The 15,663-nt window shown below is 61.1% G+C and carries 14 protein-coding genes and 1 pseudogene; 6 read left to right on the top strand and 9 right to left on the bottom strand.

Annotation, left to right across the window (positions count from 1 at the left end):
* The first annotated feature begins 67 nt into the window (after positions 1 to 67).
* From FFS45_RS37600 to FFS45_RS37590, 3 genes are all read left to right on the top strand, one after another.
* Positions 68 to 427 carry a hypothetical protein gene (locus tag FFS45_RS37600; protein ID WP_137959702.1) on the top strand — a complete coding sequence of 120 codons (360 nt, stop codon included), beginning with the start codon at positions 68 to 70 and terminating at the stop codon, positions 425 to 427.
* A gap of 162 nt (positions 428 to 589) precedes the next feature.
* Positions 590 to 1,816 carry a hypothetical protein gene (locus FFS45_RS37595; protein WP_137959701.1) on the top strand — a complete coding sequence of 409 codons (1,227 nt, stop codon included), beginning with the start codon at positions 590 to 592 and terminating at the stop codon, positions 1,814 to 1,816.
* A 182-nt stretch (positions 1,817 to 1,998) separates the two neighbouring features.
* Positions 1,999 to 2,490, top strand: a complete 492-nt coding sequence (locus FFS45_RS37590) for a hypothetical protein (protein WP_137959700.1) — start codon at positions 1,999 to 2,001, stop codon at positions 2,488 to 2,490.
* An 11-nt stretch (positions 2,491 to 2,501) separates the two neighbouring features.
* Here FFS45_RS37590 and FFS45_RS37585 read toward each other — a convergent pair whose 3' ends face one another.
* From FFS45_RS37585 to FFS45_RS37550, 8 genes are all read right to left on the bottom strand, one after another.
* Entirely contained in the window at positions 2,502 to 3,242 is a 741-nt protein-coding gene (locus FFS45_RS37585; RefSeq protein WP_249363095.1) for an adenylate/guanylate cyclase domain-containing protein, read from the bottom strand.
* Positions 3,199 to 4,110 (bottom strand): Pycsar phage resistance system effector protein PycTIR, encoded by a 912-nt coding sequence (gene pycTIR, locus FFS45_RS37580; RefSeq protein WP_137959699.1) that lies wholly within the window; start codon positions 4,108 to 4,110, stop codon positions 3,199 to 3,201. The genes FFS45_RS37585 and pycTIR overlap by 44 nt, the downstream gene beginning before the upstream one ends.
* A gap of 53 nt (positions 4,111 to 4,163) precedes the next feature.
* Positions 4,164 to 6,128, bottom strand: coding sequence for an AAA family ATPase (locus FFS45_RS37575; RefSeq protein ID WP_137959698.1), 1,965 nt, complete (start codon positions 6,126 to 6,128; stop codon positions 4,164 to 4,166).
* 422 nt (positions 6,129 to 6,550) lie between these two features.
* Positions 6,551 to 7,078, bottom strand: coding sequence for a PH domain-containing protein (locus tag FFS45_RS37570; RefSeq protein WP_137959697.1), 528 nt, complete (start codon positions 7,076 to 7,078; stop codon positions 6,551 to 6,553).
* An 11-nt stretch (positions 7,079 to 7,089) separates the two neighbouring features.
* The gene (locus tag FFS45_RS37565) at positions 7,090 to 10,308 is read right to left on the bottom strand and encodes an LPD7 domain-containing protein (protein WP_137959696.1); all 3,219 of its coding nucleotides are present in this window, start codon (positions 10,306 to 10,308) and stop codon (positions 7,090 to 7,092) included.
* Positions 10,308 to 10,553, bottom strand: coding sequence for a hypothetical protein (locus FFS45_RS37560; RefSeq protein WP_137959695.1), 246 nt, complete (start codon positions 10,551 to 10,553; stop codon positions 10,308 to 10,310). Before FFS45_RS37560 ends, FFS45_RS37565 begins: the two co-directional genes overlap by 1 nt.
* 25 nt (positions 10,554 to 10,578) lie before the next feature.
* The gene (mobC, locus tag FFS45_RS37555; protein ID WP_137959694.1) at positions 10,579 to 10,944 is read right to left on the bottom strand and encodes a plasmid mobilization relaxosome protein MobC; all 366 of its coding nucleotides are present in this window, start codon (positions 10,942 to 10,944) and stop codon (positions 10,579 to 10,581) included.
* On the bottom strand, positions 10,944 to 11,201 hold the full coding sequence (locus tag FFS45_RS37550; protein WP_137959693.1) for a hypothetical protein: 258 nt from the start codon (positions 11,199 to 11,201) through the stop codon (positions 10,944 to 10,946). The genes mobC and FFS45_RS37550 overlap by 1 nt, the downstream gene beginning before the upstream one ends.
* 346 nt (positions 11,202 to 11,547) lie before the next feature.
* Between FFS45_RS37550 and FFS45_RS37545 the strand changes: the two genes are divergently transcribed.
* On the top strand, positions 11,548 to 12,090 hold the full coding sequence (locus FFS45_RS37545; protein ID WP_137959692.1) for a hypothetical protein: 543 nt from the start codon (positions 11,548 to 11,550) through the stop codon (positions 12,088 to 12,090).
* Between the two features lie 346 nt (positions 12,091 to 12,436).
* On the opposite strand, the gene FFS45_RS37540 is transcribed toward FFS45_RS37545, so the two are convergent.
* On the bottom strand, positions 12,437 to 14,509 hold the full coding sequence (locus FFS45_RS37540; RefSeq protein WP_249363094.1) for a ParB/RepB/Spo0J family partition protein: 2,073 nt from the start codon (positions 14,507 to 14,509) through the stop codon (positions 12,437 to 12,439).
* A 226-nt stretch (positions 14,510 to 14,735) separates the two neighbouring features.
* On the opposite strand from FFS45_RS37540, the gene FFS45_RS37535 reads away from it, so the two are divergent.
* A complete protein-coding gene (locus tag FFS45_RS37535; protein ID WP_137959691.1) occupies positions 14,736 to 15,155 on the top strand; it encodes an antirestriction protein in 420 nt (139 codons plus the stop codon).
* 62 nt (positions 15,156 to 15,217) lie between these two features.
* A pseudogene (locus tag FFS45_RS37530) lies at positions 15,218 to 15,568 on the top strand (DUF932 domain-containing protein); the annotation flags it as partial.
* Positions 15,569 to 15,663 lie beyond the last annotated feature (95 nt).

Genomic DNA, 15,663 nt, shown 5'->3' with positions numbered 1-15,663 from the left:
AGCTGTGGATAGTCAATCGAGAACGGCGGCAGTACACTTCCCGATGCCGTGAAGAAGGTGGACCACGATGAAACTGACGTCAGGAAAACTGCTGCGGGCGATGGACCCCGGCCGCGAATATCGCGCGAGCGAGCTGGCCGAATGGTTCGACACGTCGACCGGGCAGATGACCGACATGCTATGCACACTGGTTGAGGACGGGCTCGTGCGCATGAGCAGCCATGCAACACGCATTATCCGGTTCGAGCGTCTGGCATTTCAGCCTGCGCAACCCGTGCCTCGCTCGCGCAACGCGACGCAACTGCAGACGTCCATCGCCACGCCACCGGTTACCCGCACGATGCAAGGTTCCCTGCATGGCTACGAGGCGTCTCTCGGAACCCTGCGCGGGCTCGCCATGCTCGCGCGACACTCGCACCGCGAGTAAGCCCAATGCGTCTTTTCGACAGAAGCAGACCAGACTGGGCAAGCGGCAAGCTGTCGCCGATAGCGTGCACAACTATATCGCGGCCGTGCTCATGAGCGCGGTCGTTGTTTCCATCGCCGTGCGCAGACAAGGTGCGCCCGCGGCTGAACTGAGGATTCGACCATGCAGACGTTTTACAGGCGAGCGGCCATTCACCATTCGATCCATGCCGTTTTCCGCGTTCCGACGCGCGATGCCGGCGAGGTTTTCATGTGCATCGATCGGGCGAACGCGGAGAACGATCAGCGTGCCGTGGTGGAGGTGCGCGCGGATAAGTTTCTTGATCTTTGGCGGAAAGACCCGTTCCGCGCGCATGCCGAGATCGCGAACGGCAATCCGTCGACGTGGGTGAGCGACTACAAGTACGCTCACGCCGTTGACGGCTTTTCGCGCGGGGGGACGAACCCGGTTCCGCTCGCGGAGGTCGGGTGCGGACTACGCCGGGAAGCGCCTGCTGGTGACAACTCGCGTCGGTTCTTCGGGCTTCGGCGCAACGCACTGCATACGCAGACGAACGAGACGTTCTACGTCACGTTTACGAACGGCATCACGCGCACGCTCTATCTGCTTGCCAACGGCGCAGCCGTTTTCCCGGTCACTTGCTCACTCAAGGATGCTGAGTTATTGCAGCGACTCGCGGGCGTGCCGGGTGGAAAATTCCAGACTGTCGAGCAGATCATTCCGCCGCCCGCAGCGCCGCTCGACACGTTCGCGGGCGTTGTCCTGCGCGCAATGAACGAGGAACTTTTCGCGGAGATCCTTCGCACATTTCATGCGGCAGCATACGCGCACGGATTCATGTTTCTGGCCGCAGTGCAGAACGTACATAGTGTCCAGATGCCGTCGGCAGTACTTCGCGCGCTGGCTGATGTTGTCCTCGTTGCGCGGCGTGTTCACGTTGCGCCTCGCTCCACCGACGACGACGTGGATGCTGCGCTGACGAACGGGCGAGGTGATGGATATGGTGACGAGTGGGTGCGTGGAATTTTGAAGGCGCTGGCGGCACAGGGACTCGTGCCTGTGCCACGAACGAAGCTCGACTATCCGCCGCCGCCTGCATCGCTCGATGCGCTTGATCGTATCGAAAAGCATTTGCGGCGACACTTTGCCCGATCGTGCGACGACGTTAAGCACATTCGCGCCGCACCGTCGTCCTTCAAATTGGAGCGCGAGTACGATGAGCGTGAGGCTCTGGCGAAAAGCGACACGAAAGCGTGGCTTGCATCCTTCGATCCACTCGGCCGCTACTACGACCTCAAGAGCGGGTTTTGGGAATCGTTGAACCTGGAGACCCGGAGCGCCAAAACCGGCGAATGGAGATCCATATTAGACGATGAGGGTGATCAATAAAATTTTCACAAGGAGAATACAGATGGACATCCGTTATGGCATTGCTACAGGTTTTTGACTTCTGGCCGTTGCGGCCCGCATCGCGAGCCTGACAGTTCAGTCCATCCTGGCAACCGTTGCCAGTCTCGCCGCGTTGGTGTGGGCCTTTATATCCAGGTGACAATTTTTAGCTGCTAAACGATATGAACAAGAAAATCATCGTAGTCCTGGTTTTTTCCTTGGTGTCATTCGCTGCTCGCGCTGGTGACCTGCCTGACCCAACGCTCACACCAGGCGCACTCAACCCTGACGTGACGCAGGAGAACATCAACAGTACCGTTTGCGTGAAAGGATGGACCAGCACCGTCCGGCCGCCGGCATTCTACACAAACAGACTGAAGCGAACCCAGCTTCGACAGTACGGATATGCCGATACTAATCCTCGCGACTACGAAGAAGATCACCTGATCCCGTTGAGCGTCGGCGGCAACCCGACCGATCCGCGCAACCTGTGGCCCGAACCTCGCAATTCCAAGTGGAATGCCGACCGTAAGGACGAGCTGGAGTTTGCCCTGTACATGGCTTTATGCCACGGCCAAGTCAGTCTTACCGAGGCGCGCAACGCGTTCGCAACGAATTGGATCGATGCATACAAGCGCTATGGGTCGCTGTTGCGTCAATATGGTGACCATTGAATTAACGAACGTCAGCCGAGGGTTTGCCACCACCACGTGGACCGATAGATATTCGTGCCTTTCAGATCGCCGCAGGCCTCCCACATGTTTGTTCCGTTGCTGTACTTCACGGAATCGTTCATGTTGCTGTAGATGGCTTCGGTGATGTATTTCGAGTGGCTGGACGGCATAGCCGACAGTTTGGCGGCATAGTTCGCGGCCCGGCCGACCCAGACCAGATCGTTCGCGCCCCGCACGCCGGTTTTCGCAACAAACAGCGTGCTCGTATCGACGCCGCAGACGTGTTTCAGCTCGAATGGCGTGCTTGTGTAGAAGCCGTTAAAGGCACTCTGAACAATGTTGCGGACGGCCCAAGCGATTTTCATCGATGTCCGGACCGCGCTTGTGTTCTTTGAATCGCCTATGTAGACCGCCATGATGCGGTCGCCGTCATAGGCGGTGATTTCCCCGCCTTCCGAACGGATAATTTTCGCGCAGCAATGCAGGAAGGCCTTATAAACCTCCGCTGAAAACTGCGGCTTGTAGTAATTCACCATATCGGTGGAATCGGCCAGATCCGCATACAGCACGGTCGCGTCGATTTCCACGCCGTCATTGCCGAGGGTCACGGAATCGTCGCCCGGAACCACGGTCCCGTTCCGGGTGGTCCAGGCCGAACGAACGATTTTGCCGGTTTCCGCTTCGAGGTCTGCTTGTAGCGTCATGTTTTTATGCGATCGCGCCGAAGCTAAGAATGTGGTTGCGCAGGGCATTGCAAGCGGGGCCGAACTTCGCTTCGGTATCGGCTTTGGGATCATAGACATAGGGAATGGTGGTGATCCCCGCCATGTCGCTCGGCAGCTTGACGCCCTCCCCGCGCGGCTCCATCAGAATCGCCCGTTTCCGGCCCAGCCGGCCCATGAACAGGCCAAGCTCGAAGATGACGTTATCGCGGGGGGCCGGCCATTCCGTGCCCCGGCTGGTCGTGCTGTCGTCGCCGTGTGCAATCGCCACGGCGAAATCGCACTGATCCAGCTCTTTTTCAATGTCATCGAGCGTGTACGAGGCAACCTTGAAAACGCCCTGGTTCCACGGCACGGTCAGAAACGGATCGCGGGCGAACTGATCCTGCAGCAGCCGCGCGACAGGGATGGCTTCGGCGCTCGAAATCACGAAGACCCTGATTTTTTCGCGCTTGGCGTTCACAAAGAGGTTCCGTTCCATCAACCGCTTTGACAGCGCCTTTGCCATACGCCGCCAGATGTCGGGGTAACGCGACCCCAGATCCGAAAGCTGCGCTTCCGTGATCTTGGCGACCAGGCCATCCTCGACCGCGCTCACTGTCGCGGAACGCCGCTGGATCGGCTCGACCGCCGCCATTTCCCCGACAGAATCCCCGGGGCCGCGCCGCTGGACGCGGGTTGCGTTCACCGTGATATCGAACGTGCCGGCGATGATGAAATAAAGATCGTTATCGGTGGAGTCCTGCTCGATGATGGACTGCCCAGCCTTGACCGCGATCAGCTCGGCCATATCGGCCAGCTCCGTCGCCAGGGCGTTGTCACCGCCGGCGAGCTTCTGATTAAGGAAAGCCTCAATGCGCAGCCGCTTTCCGGGCTCCCCCGAAAATCTCTCGATCATTTCTTTCTCCTAGGTCCCCTTCGTCGCGTCATGCGTAGCGGCGGCAACCTGCCTCAAACTTTTCTGAGCAGTCCGTTGAATGTCTTGAACAAGTGTTCGACCCGGTCCAGCACGGTCGCTGTGTCGTCGTCCTTCGCGTCGAGGAACGCGGGGTTACGGATAAGCCAACCGGACGGGGCAAAATGATCGAACTCGTCCACGTCGCCCTGCATGACGCGAAATGCGGCTTCGGCCTGCTTCACCACGCGTTGGGTCTTTGTGTCGGCGGCCTGCAACGTCTCGGCCGTCAGTTTGTTTTTGCCCTTCAGCGCGAACGTCTCGTTCAAGAGTTGGGCGTATTTGCCGTGCGGGAACAGGTCCTCTACGTCGCTTTCCTCCTGGCCCGTGAAATCCGCGATGGTAAATACCTGATCGGCTTCGAGCAGTTGGTGCCTTCGCAACTTCTCGATCTTGCCTTTCTCGTTCACCGCCACGTCGCAAAGCACAGCCATGTTCAAGCGGTTCGCTCCAAAGAGCGATGCAAACGAGGCGATCTTGTCGATGCCACCGCTGGGGCAAAGTGTCCATCGCGGGTCGAGCCCCGTCCGTTTTCGCTGGGTCAACGCCGACGACAGCGCTTGCAGATAAAGCACGTCTGACGGACCTTCGACGAGCAAGGTGTTCTTCCCAATGAACAGGCTTTGGGTCAGGTCATAACCCAGTGCGCCCTGCAGCGGGAACAAGGTCTCTTTGCTGACCATCAGCACGTCGTCGCGAACCTTGGTTCCTTCCACAATCGCACGGCGGCGGTTGTCGTATTTCACGACGTCTTCCACGATCAGCACGTCCGACAGTCGGTCGCTCGGCACCATGAACGGCGAGTGCGTGGTGAAAATCACTTGGTGGTTGGGCAGCAGGCGTTCTTCGATGTAGCGCAGCAGGTCCGCTTGCGCCCGTCCGTGCAAGGTCAAACCGGGCTCGTCCAGCAGGATAATGGCATCGCCTGTGGTTTTTTGGAGTTGCTTGAACTGAGCGAGGAACGAGAAGAACCATACGAAGCCGGCGCTTCGTTCCGACAAGGGCACGCTGGCGCGATGGTGCTGGTTGGTGATCCAGGCTTTGGCGACGTTGCCGGCGTTGAACGGTGCCTTGTCCCCGGGAAGACCTGCAGCGATGTCGATCTTGACGGCGAGCGCGTCGTTTTGCGTCCAGTATTCGAACATCTCGTCGGAAATCTTGTTCGACGCGCCTTCGCATTTTGCCTTCAGTTCCTCCAGTTTGGTCGAGCCGACCAACTCCTCCACGGTCGTCCCCGCGTAGGCCAGAAAATCCAGGAAAATACCGTCGGACGGTGTGAGCGTGTTGGCCGCCTTGGCCGCGGTGAGCGCGTTGATGGACACTTCACCGGACATGCGGTTGAAGTGCGACGTGAAGAAAAACTTCGGGATTCGCTTTGCGAGGACATCGACAACGGCCAACTCGAAATCTTGTTCGCGGAACGCCGCGAGAACAGCTTGGAGAGCCTGGAGGCGTGGCGATTGCTGTGCCTGGGCCGCGACGGCGGCCACCGCGTCTTTCGCTTTCGCGACCCCTTTCAGTACTTCACGCTCAACGGCGTCGAGTTCATGCGTGGCCATCAAAAACGCCAAGGCTGCGGCATGATCAACGGGAACGCTCCACTCTTTATCCGTATATCCGATCCCGCGCGCGATGCCGATCTCGCGCTTTGAAAGCGCTGCATCGCCCAGGACGGCGGCCACGGCAGCAACGTCGTCCTCGTCCAACGTCCAAACGGTACTGACGACTAGGGACCTTCCATCGGGGTTACGCTCGTCGAAATCGCTCACGAAGCGCCGGGGATAGTCATTGGTCTTGTCGTAAGCGAACTCGCCGTATGGGTTCAACCCGTAGAGGGCGGTGATCAACGCCGTTTTACCCGCCTCGTTCTTTCCGACGAGGCACGTCATATCGCCAACGTTGAACTCGCCGCTGTCTTCGACCGAGCGAAAGTTGGTCACTCGCACCGTTTTTAGCTTCATTGCGCGGCCCTATTTTTTGATCTAGTCGTTGCGGGCAATGTGCTCTTCGGGCGCCCGACGCGAAAACATAGCACAAGATCAGTGCGGATTTCCGGCTCCATGCATGTGTTGGCCCTGTTCTTTGCGGTCGTCCTCAGGAGCCGGTAGACGCGGCCAACCGCGTCCTCCCGCCCCACGGATCATCAAATACCAGCACCCGCAGCCAGAGGGCAGTTATCCACCATTTGTGTTGAAAGGCCTGTGGATAACCTGCGTTCAGTTGACACAAGCGCCTGACGCGCCACGCTTTTGCGCCGCTGACTCGCCACGGTCAGCGCGCGGCATCCCTCCCTCCACTTTACATAACGGCTGAAGACCATCTGGCAATCACCACTGAGCGCTATCCAGACATGGGAGAGAAGTGGCAGCAACAGCACATGCCGTTAGACGCGACCCATGTTCACTTCGCGAACGCCCTTGACATCGCGCAAGGCGATCGCGGCGCGGTTCAGCTCGTCGCGTAGCTGCTCGGCGTGCTTCATGCCTGGCAGACGCCACACCGCGTTATTCGAATCGCTCGTCATCACGACCACCGCGCCGATCCCGAACAGGCGTTGCCACCACGGATGAACTGACGTGACATCCTGAATCCGGAACAGCTCGATGCTCGACACACGGCGGTTCAGGATGCCTTGCCGGCACGTGATGCGTTCGGTGTCGATGATGATCTCGGTAAAGGCCGTTTTCAGGTATACCAGCAGCACGCCAAGACCGACGAGCAGCAGCGCGAACGCCGGTGCGAACCACGGAACCGGCCAGCGGATCAGCGCGAACACGTAGCCCGCAACGATCAGCACGGCCACGACGAGCCACTTGATGAACGTCGGCAGGTTCACGACCTGTGACGGTGTCCCGCTGAAGATGACTTCCCGCGCGATCTCTGCCCGGGCAACGATGTCATACCGCGCCATGATTTTCCTCCTTATCGGTCGATGTCAGGCCCGCGCTCTGGAGCATCCGGACCATCTGAAGCATCAGGGTCTTCGCGATCGGCAACCTCGGGCTCGCTGTCCGGCGCGTCCGGTTCTGGATCCGGCGCGCGCTGTATATCGCGCAGCCGTTCACGCTCATGATCGTCGCGCTCGCGATCGGCATCACGCTGCGCCGCGCGACGGCCATCCGCCACGGCGTCGAGTTCCGCGCGCCGGATCTGCCGGATACGTTCGAGCTCGGGATCGGCAAACTCGACGTACATCCGGGTTTCGGCGGCCACGCGCGCGGCGGCCGCCTGGAACGCCTCCGGACCGGTGAGCGCCAGCGACGAGCCAAACTTTTGCTGTGCGAACCGCAGCGCGATTTCCAGCGCGTCACGCTCCTGATCCCACAGGCGCAGCGTTCGCCCCTCGTCGACGAACAGCGCGGCGCCGTCCTTACGGTAATCCACGTTGCCATTCACGAGCACCTCATAAGTGATCGACGGTCCACGATAGATGATCTCGTTCGGCTCGCCGGCATCCGCCGGGCGGAACGCAACCGCACGTGGCTCGTCTGCCGATCTCGCGAGTTCCGACCTCAGCCGCTGCATCCGACGGAGCTCGCGTAACGCCCGCGCGTCCCCCGCCTGTGCACGTTCCTGCAGGAAGTCGCGATACTGGTCGGTCAACGGCCGCCGCGCGGCGCCCTTCAACGCATCGCGCTCGCGTATGACCTGGTCCCGCAATGCCGCTTCGGCCTCGAGGCGCTCGACGCGGGCCGCTGAGAGCGCGTCCTTGCGCTGCGCCGGCGACAGATCTGTCCGATCGGCAATCGCGCTGCGTTTCCCGTAGAACGCTGACTTGATGACCTTCCGCCGCTCCGTCTCGTGCCGGCCCTGCGTGGTCCACTCACCGCGCAGCGCGTCGCGGTACGCCGCACGCCACGCCTGAAACTCCGCCCACAGATCACGCTCCGGCGTGCGCCGCGGAGCATGCGCCGGATCCCGTCCGGTTTGCGCGCGATAGGTATCGCGCAGCAGCTGCGCCGCGTCGGTCCACGCCAGGTTCAGTTCCTTCGTCAGGAAATCCGACACATTGAGATTGCGCGAGCCTGCCTTGATCCGGTCGGCACCATCGCGGCCCTTGCCGACCTGGTATTTCTCGACGATCAGACCGTGCGAGTGCGCAAGGGCTGCGAGCAGCCGGCTCGCATCGAGCGTCGCGCGGATTTCCGCAAACTCGGCCCGCTCGCGTTCCGCCCGAACGGATCTGGTTTCGACCAGATCACGCGCGAACTGATCGAGCACCGTATCGGCTTCGCGTCCGGTCGATGCGCTCACGCGGGCATTGAACGACTGCCCCGCAGGCCTGCCAGCATCTGGCCAGTTGCGCGGCGCCTCCATCGTTCCGGGCGGTTGTCCATAGGTATCGGACAACCCGTCGCCGGCGTCAAATGGATACGGCGGCCGCTCAAACGCGTCGATGCCGGGCAATGTGATCCGGTCACGACCCGCCGCCAACGGCACGGACCCGAACGGCATCGACGCGATCGCGTCAAACGACTGGATATCCGAAATACTGCGAGGCGACCGGTCCTGGTTGAACTCTCGCGGCATCCTGCCACCGCCGAGCGCCCGGTTCATTCCGAAGGTCTTGCGCTCGAACTTCTCCGCGCTGGTCGCCGCAAGTCTCGCCCGCTCAGCCGGATCGGCCAGTTGGTAAGCCGTGTACATCCGCGCCGCGATGGATCGCCAGCTGGGCGCATCGCACTCCCCTGTCAGTCCTCCTTCTCGCTCGCGATCGCCAGACCATCGCAATGCGTCAGCTCGTTCGGCTTGCTGGTTTCCCAGCTCCAGTAATGCATCAGGCGGCAGAAGCATTTGACGTCGCGCGGCGTCGCCATCCAGACCGCTGCCGGGCACACCTCGCACACGGTCGAAGGATTCGGCCGCCGGGCCGGATCGATCGAAGCGAGCGTCAATGTCACGATCCGCTCCGGCTCGCCACCGCCTGGTGATTTCTTCGTGTTCGCGTTCGAGCGCTTCCCAGCTGGTTTGCCCGCGCTCCGGCCCTCCTCGGCCTGACTCTCGTGTTCGCTCGTGGCCGCGAGTTCTTCCCAGCCCCCACCAATCTCGCCAGTTTCCGGGTCCACGGCTGCTGCGTCGTTTGATTTCGCGTTCATCCAGTCCTCCAGTGCGTTGATAGAAACGCGTCTCACGGTGGGCAAGCAGGCGCCGCTGCTCGTCCGGCGAAGCGTTCCGGTAGGTTTCGTAAAAACTGCTGCCGCTGTTCAGATACTTGATTTCCCGCGCGCGCACTGCGTGCCACTCATCCAGCAGTTCGACATACGCGGCCGGCGTCTCGCGCGGCACGCCGGGTTCGATGTACTGCGAGTGGATGCCCGATGCGAGCGCGGCATGCTTGGCGTCCGCATCAAGCTCGATAAACTCGCGCGAAAACACGTACTCTTTCAGATTGACGCCCTTTGCCGCGTCGTTCAGCTTCACGTTTTCATACTCGACGTCACGCCCGGCGTTGCGCGTGCGCGTGTCGCCGTACTCGGCCAGCAGCGCCCTGAAGTCGTCATGGCGCGTGATGTTGCGTGTGAGTACCGCCTCGAGGATCGATGCCTTAAGCTCCCGGTTCGCGCCGGCGAACGCATCGCCCTTGTACCGGCTGATCATTTCCGACGCATCGGTGAACGCGACGCGCCGGTTGTCCTTCGGACTCGCGAGCCCGTATTTTGCGTTCGCGTGTTCCTGGAAGGCTTCGAGAAAGCGTGTCTGCTGGTCGACCTTGCCGAACGGTTCGAGCCGTCGCCCGGTCAGCAGATTGACCGCCGGCACCACGAAATGGATATGCACCTTGCGCTCGATCGGCTCGCCGCTCTTGCGGTCGGCGTAGCTTTTGAGCCGCGGCACGTGCGCCTCGGCATAGAACGCATACTCGTCCTTGCGGTACGCGGAAAACGTGAACGCCTCGAAGTCGCGTGTGATCGCTTCCAGCGTCTCGCGCGAGACCTCGTCTTCCTTGAATGACAGCGTGATGGTCAGATACCGCTCGGCTGCGGTGTCCATCGACTGGATGATTTCGTTCGTCAGGTCCAGGTCGCCCGCGAGAATGACCCGCTCGTCCATCTCGTCACGCTCGAACTCACGATCCTGCTTCTGGCCTTTCTCCAGATATTCCTTGATGCCGTCATGGTGGCCACGCACGCGGATCAGCATCAGTTGGCCCCCGGATGGGGGTGCAGATGCCTGCGCGCCTCGAGCCACAACTCGACCTGCGCAATGCGCCGCTCGAGCTCGAAATACACATTCGCATACAGGAGATGGCGCGCGGCTACGACCTGTGCGCGTGCGGCGTCGCAGTGCGTGCGGCTCAACGTGTCCCGCCCGGCACCAGTCAGTTTGTCGTGCAGCCGCGTTTCAAGCTCGACCACGGATGCGATCGCCTTCTGCACCTCGATCATGCCGTCTCCATCCCAGGTCTCCGCATCAATCGACCTTGCCTAGCGTCGCTTTCAGGTACCGCGAGATCATCTGCAGCTGGTCAAGCAGCTGCGCATACGTCGCCTCTGACAGCTTGCCGCGCACGTGCTCGGAGTTCGCACGGTGCGCGATCTGGTTCAGGTTGTTGCTCGTCTTGTTGAACACGTACAGCAGGCGCTTGCGATCGGTGCTCGCCTTCGGTCGCGCGACGATCTGCGTGCGGTTAGTCAGCACGGCCTGGCGGAAAAACTCCGATTGCGTCATCCCGCTTTGCGCCACCTTGGCAAGGTACGCTGCGCGATCCGCATCCGACAGACGGAACGCGATCGGCTTGCCTAGCCCTGCCCCGCCATTGCTTTTCTGCTTTGGCATCACCAGAGCCCCGTCGAGCGACTACGGTCGATCTCGGCGCCGACCATCGCGAACGGCCTGCCGTCGTCATCGATCGGATGCGCGCGAAACTCGTATTCCGGCCACCGCAACTCGCACTCGCGCAGCGCGCGCATCGCCTGGTCCCCCGTCATTGGCCAGGTATAGCCTGCCCACGGCAGATAACGCGGCTCGCTGCCGCACTCGTCGGCGCGCGGCCCCACTACAAGCTGGATCACCCATTCGCTGCGCGGAATCATCGCCGGACCTCCGTATTCGTTGCATATTCATTACGCATACCTGGCAGTGCTTAGTGTCGGCAACGGAGTTGTCGGCACGCTGACGCGGCAGTACCCGCGTCGGGGTTTCAAAGGGGCTCGCCCCTTTGGCACAAGATATTTTACGGGATGCGTAGCATCGCGTAAACATATCCGACGTGCCTCGCCGCGCGCTCAAATATAACCACGCCACCTCACAATACCCGCCTACACCCCGAACAATACCCCAAGTGCACCTTTAAGGTGGACATGGAGAGGCACCAAGTGGACACAATGCGCCCGTGATATGCCATCATCACCCCGTCCAGTACCCGCGCCGCAGACACCCATGCCCAAGATTGACATCGACGCCGTTACCCAATCGCTCGCGCCAGACCATGACGCCCCTTCCGATCGCCGCGAATCGGCTTTGCTGGTCGATCTGATTGAGCACATCGACGCGGCCATAGCGAGAGGCGTCCCACGCGCAGTCGTCCTGTCACGCCTCCACGATGGCGGATTCACCATGACACTCCCGGCTTTCATCAAGGCCTTGCAGCGGATTCGCAAACGCCTGGGTAGGCCAGCCCCCCGCCGAAGTTCGCGCACCCTCGACCAGGCCATTGCGCAACCAGCCACACCGATACCTCAACCCCGGTCCGCGTCGCCGGTCACTCAGGCGGCTACGCCCAATTCAGCGTCCGCCGTCACGAATAGCGCCAGTCATGGCAAAACCGTCAAGACACGCGAAGAACTGCAACGCGAAAACCCGACTTTGTCGAGCGTTCAGATCAGCAAACTGGTTGCCCAGCAGTACGCCGATCCCGTCATCACCTCAGAGGATCTCGAAGAAATGAAACGCAAATACAATCCCCCTCTGCTCAAGCGCTGAGCCGCATCGCCCCGCCGCGCTGCGCCGGGTCGGGCCGCTCCCCATGCATCCTGCATGGGTCCCCACGACCCTCGATACGGGCGCGCGGCGCGCGCGATACCGCCCTGGTTCGCACCACGTAGTTACATTCTGTTTCCCAAAACGCGGGCTCGTCAGGCGCGCGGCCTGGCATAATCGTCGTGCCGCTGCCTGGTCCCCAAAAGCACGCGGTAAGAGCCTCGGAAAGCCGGTCTGCGGATCGGCGTCTTTTTTTCCTATGCAGGACTCGTAATGCAAAAAACCGCCCGGGCTTTCACCCGGACGGCGGCATGTGACATGCCTGCACTTAGGCAAAGTGCATCACGGCTCAGGCGGCTTCGGCTTCCTCCGCATCCCCATCGTTGCACTCATCCTGCGTGCTGTCGGCGTCGCTTTCCTCGTCATCCTCCCAATGGCCGTACGTGACGTGTTTCGGCACCTCACGGTTGCGCAGCACTTCCGGCAACCAGCCCGAGTCCGTCATGCGAAGCTCGGCGGCAGCAGCGGCATCTCCCTTTTTCATCCCGCGCAGTTCGCCTGCGGCCTGCGGCGAAACCGTCTCGCCGACAACTGTCACGATACGATCTTTCGGGATGTGCTCGAAATACCCTGCACGCGTTGGCTTCCAGTAGCGCGTGAGGTCCAGTTCCAGCATGTTCGCCACTTCGTTGACCGGGTGCGCCCGGTCAACGGGACTGACGCTGTCTACCGTCGCGGCCACGCAGAATGCAAACAGGCTCGACATCACGTCCACGTCCTGTTGCAGCAGCCACGCGAGCAGTTCATCGGTGCGCTTCGGCAGCATCCGGCTCCACTTCGCCCGCTCAACTTCAAGCGCCTTCCATGCAGCGCTGTCGGCCATGTCGTCGGCGTTCGACACCAGCGCATCGCGCGACGTATGCACGTCGATCCGCACCGCATGGTCAATGTATGACTGTCCGTACACGTCATCGAATACAGCCGGAATCATCCGGTACATCAGCACGGCCAGCGCAACGGTCGGCTGCTGCGCAAGCTCGATCTGTACCGCAGCCGTGCGGTGCGCGGTAAGCCGTTTGCACAGCTTTTCGCCGTGCATGGGCCTGGCCTTCGCGGGCAGGTCGCGATTTCGCTGCGCATGCGAGAAGTGAGCGATACTGCCCGCGTCGGCGTCGTTGATTTCCCGGCAGCGCAGGCCACGCGTGATCTGCACCTTTCCGTCCTCGTCAATGGCGACGAACGCACCGGCCTGCTTCATGTCGTCGGCGGCGAACGTTTCAAAGCGCTCGGCATAGGCGTCAACAGCAGCCGAAGCATCGTTGAGCGCGTTGTCCAGCTTTTCCCAAAGCGCCTCGTCTTCCTCGCTGTCCTGATCGGCGTAATACGCATCGAGCGCGGCCTTCGCCTCGTCGCGCGTGGCAGCAAGCTTCGCCAGCTCGGCCTTTTCCGCTTTGGTCGGCCTGCGTGTGGTCGATGCGATCCGGTCGTACTGGAACAGTTCGGCCTGGTCACAGCGGGTCCGCGTCTCCACGAAACACCAGCCCTCAGCGGCTACGGCCTGGGATAGCTCGATCAGGCGGTCAGTCGCAAGGCGATGCAGCAGGTCCGCATCCGCGATGTATCCGGCGTTCTGGTCGTCGGAAAACAGATCGCGACGCACGTAGCCGCCTGCCGCCTCGTAAGCGTCTAGCCCGACAAACTTCGCGAGCGGATTCTCGCTGGCGTCGAGCTCCGCTTTCGTCAGCGCTGCGCGCAGTTCGGCAGGACGGCGCAGCCAGGGCGTCTGCGCGTCAGTCCACACACGCTCTTGCGCTGCGTGATCGTCGGCCAGTGCAAGCACCTTCGCCTGCTCATAGTCCAGCTTGTCGTCGCGCAGCAGATCGAGCAGCACCGGCGACAGGTTTGCTATCCTGAGCGCGCGGCGCACAACCATTTCCGACACTTTGAACAGCGCCCCCACGTGGGCCACGCTTTTGCCCTCCTCCGTGAGCAGGCGGAACGCGACGCTTTCATCTGCGATCGACATGGCTTCCCGTTCCCGGTTCTCGATCAGCGACGCAGCCATCGCCTCGCCATCACTGACGATCAGCACCGGCACCTGGTAATCCTTAGTAATGTGCCCCTGCGAGAACAGCAGTTCGAGCGCGGCCAGCCGCCGCTGTCCGGCGCACACGCCGAGCTTCGGCACCTTCGTGCGGCCTTTCATCTCGTGCACGACGAGATTCTGAATCAGTCCTTTCCCGGCAATTGTTCCGGCCAGCGCCTCGATGCCGGTGGGTGCCTTTTTGCGGACATTCAGCGGCGAGCGGCACAGCCGTCCGTACGGGACGTATTCGATCTGCGCTTCGCTGCCGAATCTGGTTTCCAGCGCGTCCGGGACGCTGCTAGCTGCCACGACTGCCTTTTGTTCAGATGCTTCCATCGGTTTTTCTCCGGTTAGTGACCAGAAGTAGCTCCGGCCTCACAACCATAATAGGGCAACATGCCCTCTTAATAAAGATGATTTCCCATATTAATTATTAATCGACACGCAAACCCAATTAAAACAAATTCCCAATGAACTAACAAAGCAACTTGTATATAGGGCAATTTGCCCTATAATAAATACAAGGCCGAACTGTTTTCGGTCGCTAACCGGAGAGAAACCGATGACCCAAGAAACCTCTGTTGACGCGATTACCTCGTCTGTCGTTCCCGACGAACTGCGCCTCAACTTCCTGCCGCACTACCTCGGCCCGGACTACCTCCGTGGCGAGACGCTGGTGTACGAGTGGGCGCGTCGACTCGCAAGCGCCTACGACGGTGGTTCGTGGATCTTCTTCCAGCTGTCGAACGGCGGCTTCTACATGGCTCCCGAGCGGTGCGGACGGCTTCATGTCCGGTGGCACATGAACGGCTACAGCGACATGATGGGCGCCGACGCTTTCGGCATCGTTGTGACGCTCTTTGCCCTGTGCCATCTGGCGGAAAAGTGCGGCGATGACAGGATCGTTGACCACTACCACGCGCTGCGGGCCTACGCGACGCAGCACGTAGAGGCCGCCAACATCCTGCGCGCCATCGACTGACGCATTGACCACTCACGGCCCCGGCCTGTGGGCTGGGGCTGATCCTGATATTGGGGAACAGCATGGACACCACTTACCTGACAAGCCGCTTCGGACGCAACGCAGTTGGCACACGTTCGGATCGCCCGCTGACGAATGACGAGATCGCAGAGGTTGCCCCGTCGATCTTCGCGCTGTCCGCGCACGAAAGCCGCTCGGAACGGTACACCTACATTCCAACCAGCGACGTACTGGACGGCCTGCGCAAGGAAGGTTTTCAGCCCTTCATGGCCTGTCAGACCCGCGTACGCGCCGACGACAAGCGCGCACACACGAAACATATGGTCCGCCTACGCCACGCCGACCAGATCACGGGCCGCGAAGCCAGCGAAATCATCCTCCTGAACAGCCACGATGTATGCGCAAGCCAAGAACGATTTGCCGATACTCTCAGGCTGTTTTAAAACGGCCACGAACACGGTATGAGGATCTGGGCGATGACGGCAAGACGAACCACCATCCGGCAACT

Origin of the sequence: Burkholderia sp. 4M9327F10, assembly GCF_005503145.1 — a bacterium.
Classification (GTDB): domain Bacteria; phylum Pseudomonadota; class Gammaproteobacteria; order Burkholderiales; family Burkholderiaceae; genus Paraburkholderia.
Note: the sequence above shows the minus strand (reverse complement) of the source record. Positions and strands in the feature narration are given on the sequence as shown.

Coding starts and splice junctions, on each gene's coding strand:
- FFS45_RS37535 (WP_137959691.1), top strand. CDS start 14,736: ATGACCCAAGAAACCTCTGTTGACGCGATTACCTCGTCTGTCGTTCCC.
- FFS45_RS37570 (WP_137959697.1), bottom strand. CDS start 7,078: ATGGCGCGGTATGACATCGTTGCCCGGGCAGAGATCGCGCGGGAAGTC.
- mobC (WP_137959694.1), bottom strand. CDS start 10,944: ATGCCAAAGCAGAAAAGCAATGGCGGGGCAGGGCTAGGCAAGCCGATC.
- FFS45_RS37565 (WP_137959696.1), bottom strand. CDS start 10,308: ATGCTGATCCGCGTGCGTGGCCACCATGACGGCATCAAGGAATATCTG.
- FFS45_RS37585 (WP_249363095.1), bottom strand. CDS start 3,242: ATGCCCTGCGCAACCACATTCTTAGCTTCGGCGCGATCGCATAAAAAC.
- pycTIR (WP_137959699.1), bottom strand. CDS start 4,110: ATGATCGAGAGATTTTCGGGGGAGCCCGGAAAGCGGCTGCGCATTGAG.
- FFS45_RS37575 (WP_137959698.1), bottom strand. CDS start 6,128: ATGAAGCTAAAAACGGTGCGAGTGACCAACTTTCGCTCGGTCGAAGAC.
- FFS45_RS37540 (WP_249363094.1), bottom strand. CDS start 14,509: ATGGAAGCATCTGAACAAAAGGCAGTCGTGGCAGCTAGCAGCGTCCCG.
- FFS45_RS37600 (WP_137959702.1), top strand. CDS start 68: ATGAAACTGACGTCAGGAAAACTGCTGCGGGCGATGGACCCCGGCCGC.
- FFS45_RS37590 (WP_137959700.1), top strand. CDS start 1,999: ATGAACAAGAAAATCATCGTAGTCCTGGTTTTTTCCTTGGTGTCATTC.
- FFS45_RS37550 (WP_137959693.1), bottom strand. CDS start 11,201: ATGATTCCGCGCAGCGAATGGGTGATCCAGCTTGTAGTGGGGCCGCGC.
- FFS45_RS37595 (WP_137959701.1), top strand. CDS start 590: ATGCAGACGTTTTACAGGCGAGCGGCCATTCACCATTCGATCCATGCC.
- FFS45_RS37560 (WP_137959695.1), bottom strand. CDS start 10,553: ATGATCGAGGTGCAGAAGGCGATCGCATCCGTGGTCGAGCTTGAAACG.
- FFS45_RS37545 (WP_137959692.1), top strand. CDS start 11,548: ATGCCCAAGATTGACATCGACGCCGTTACCCAATCGCTCGCGCCAGAC.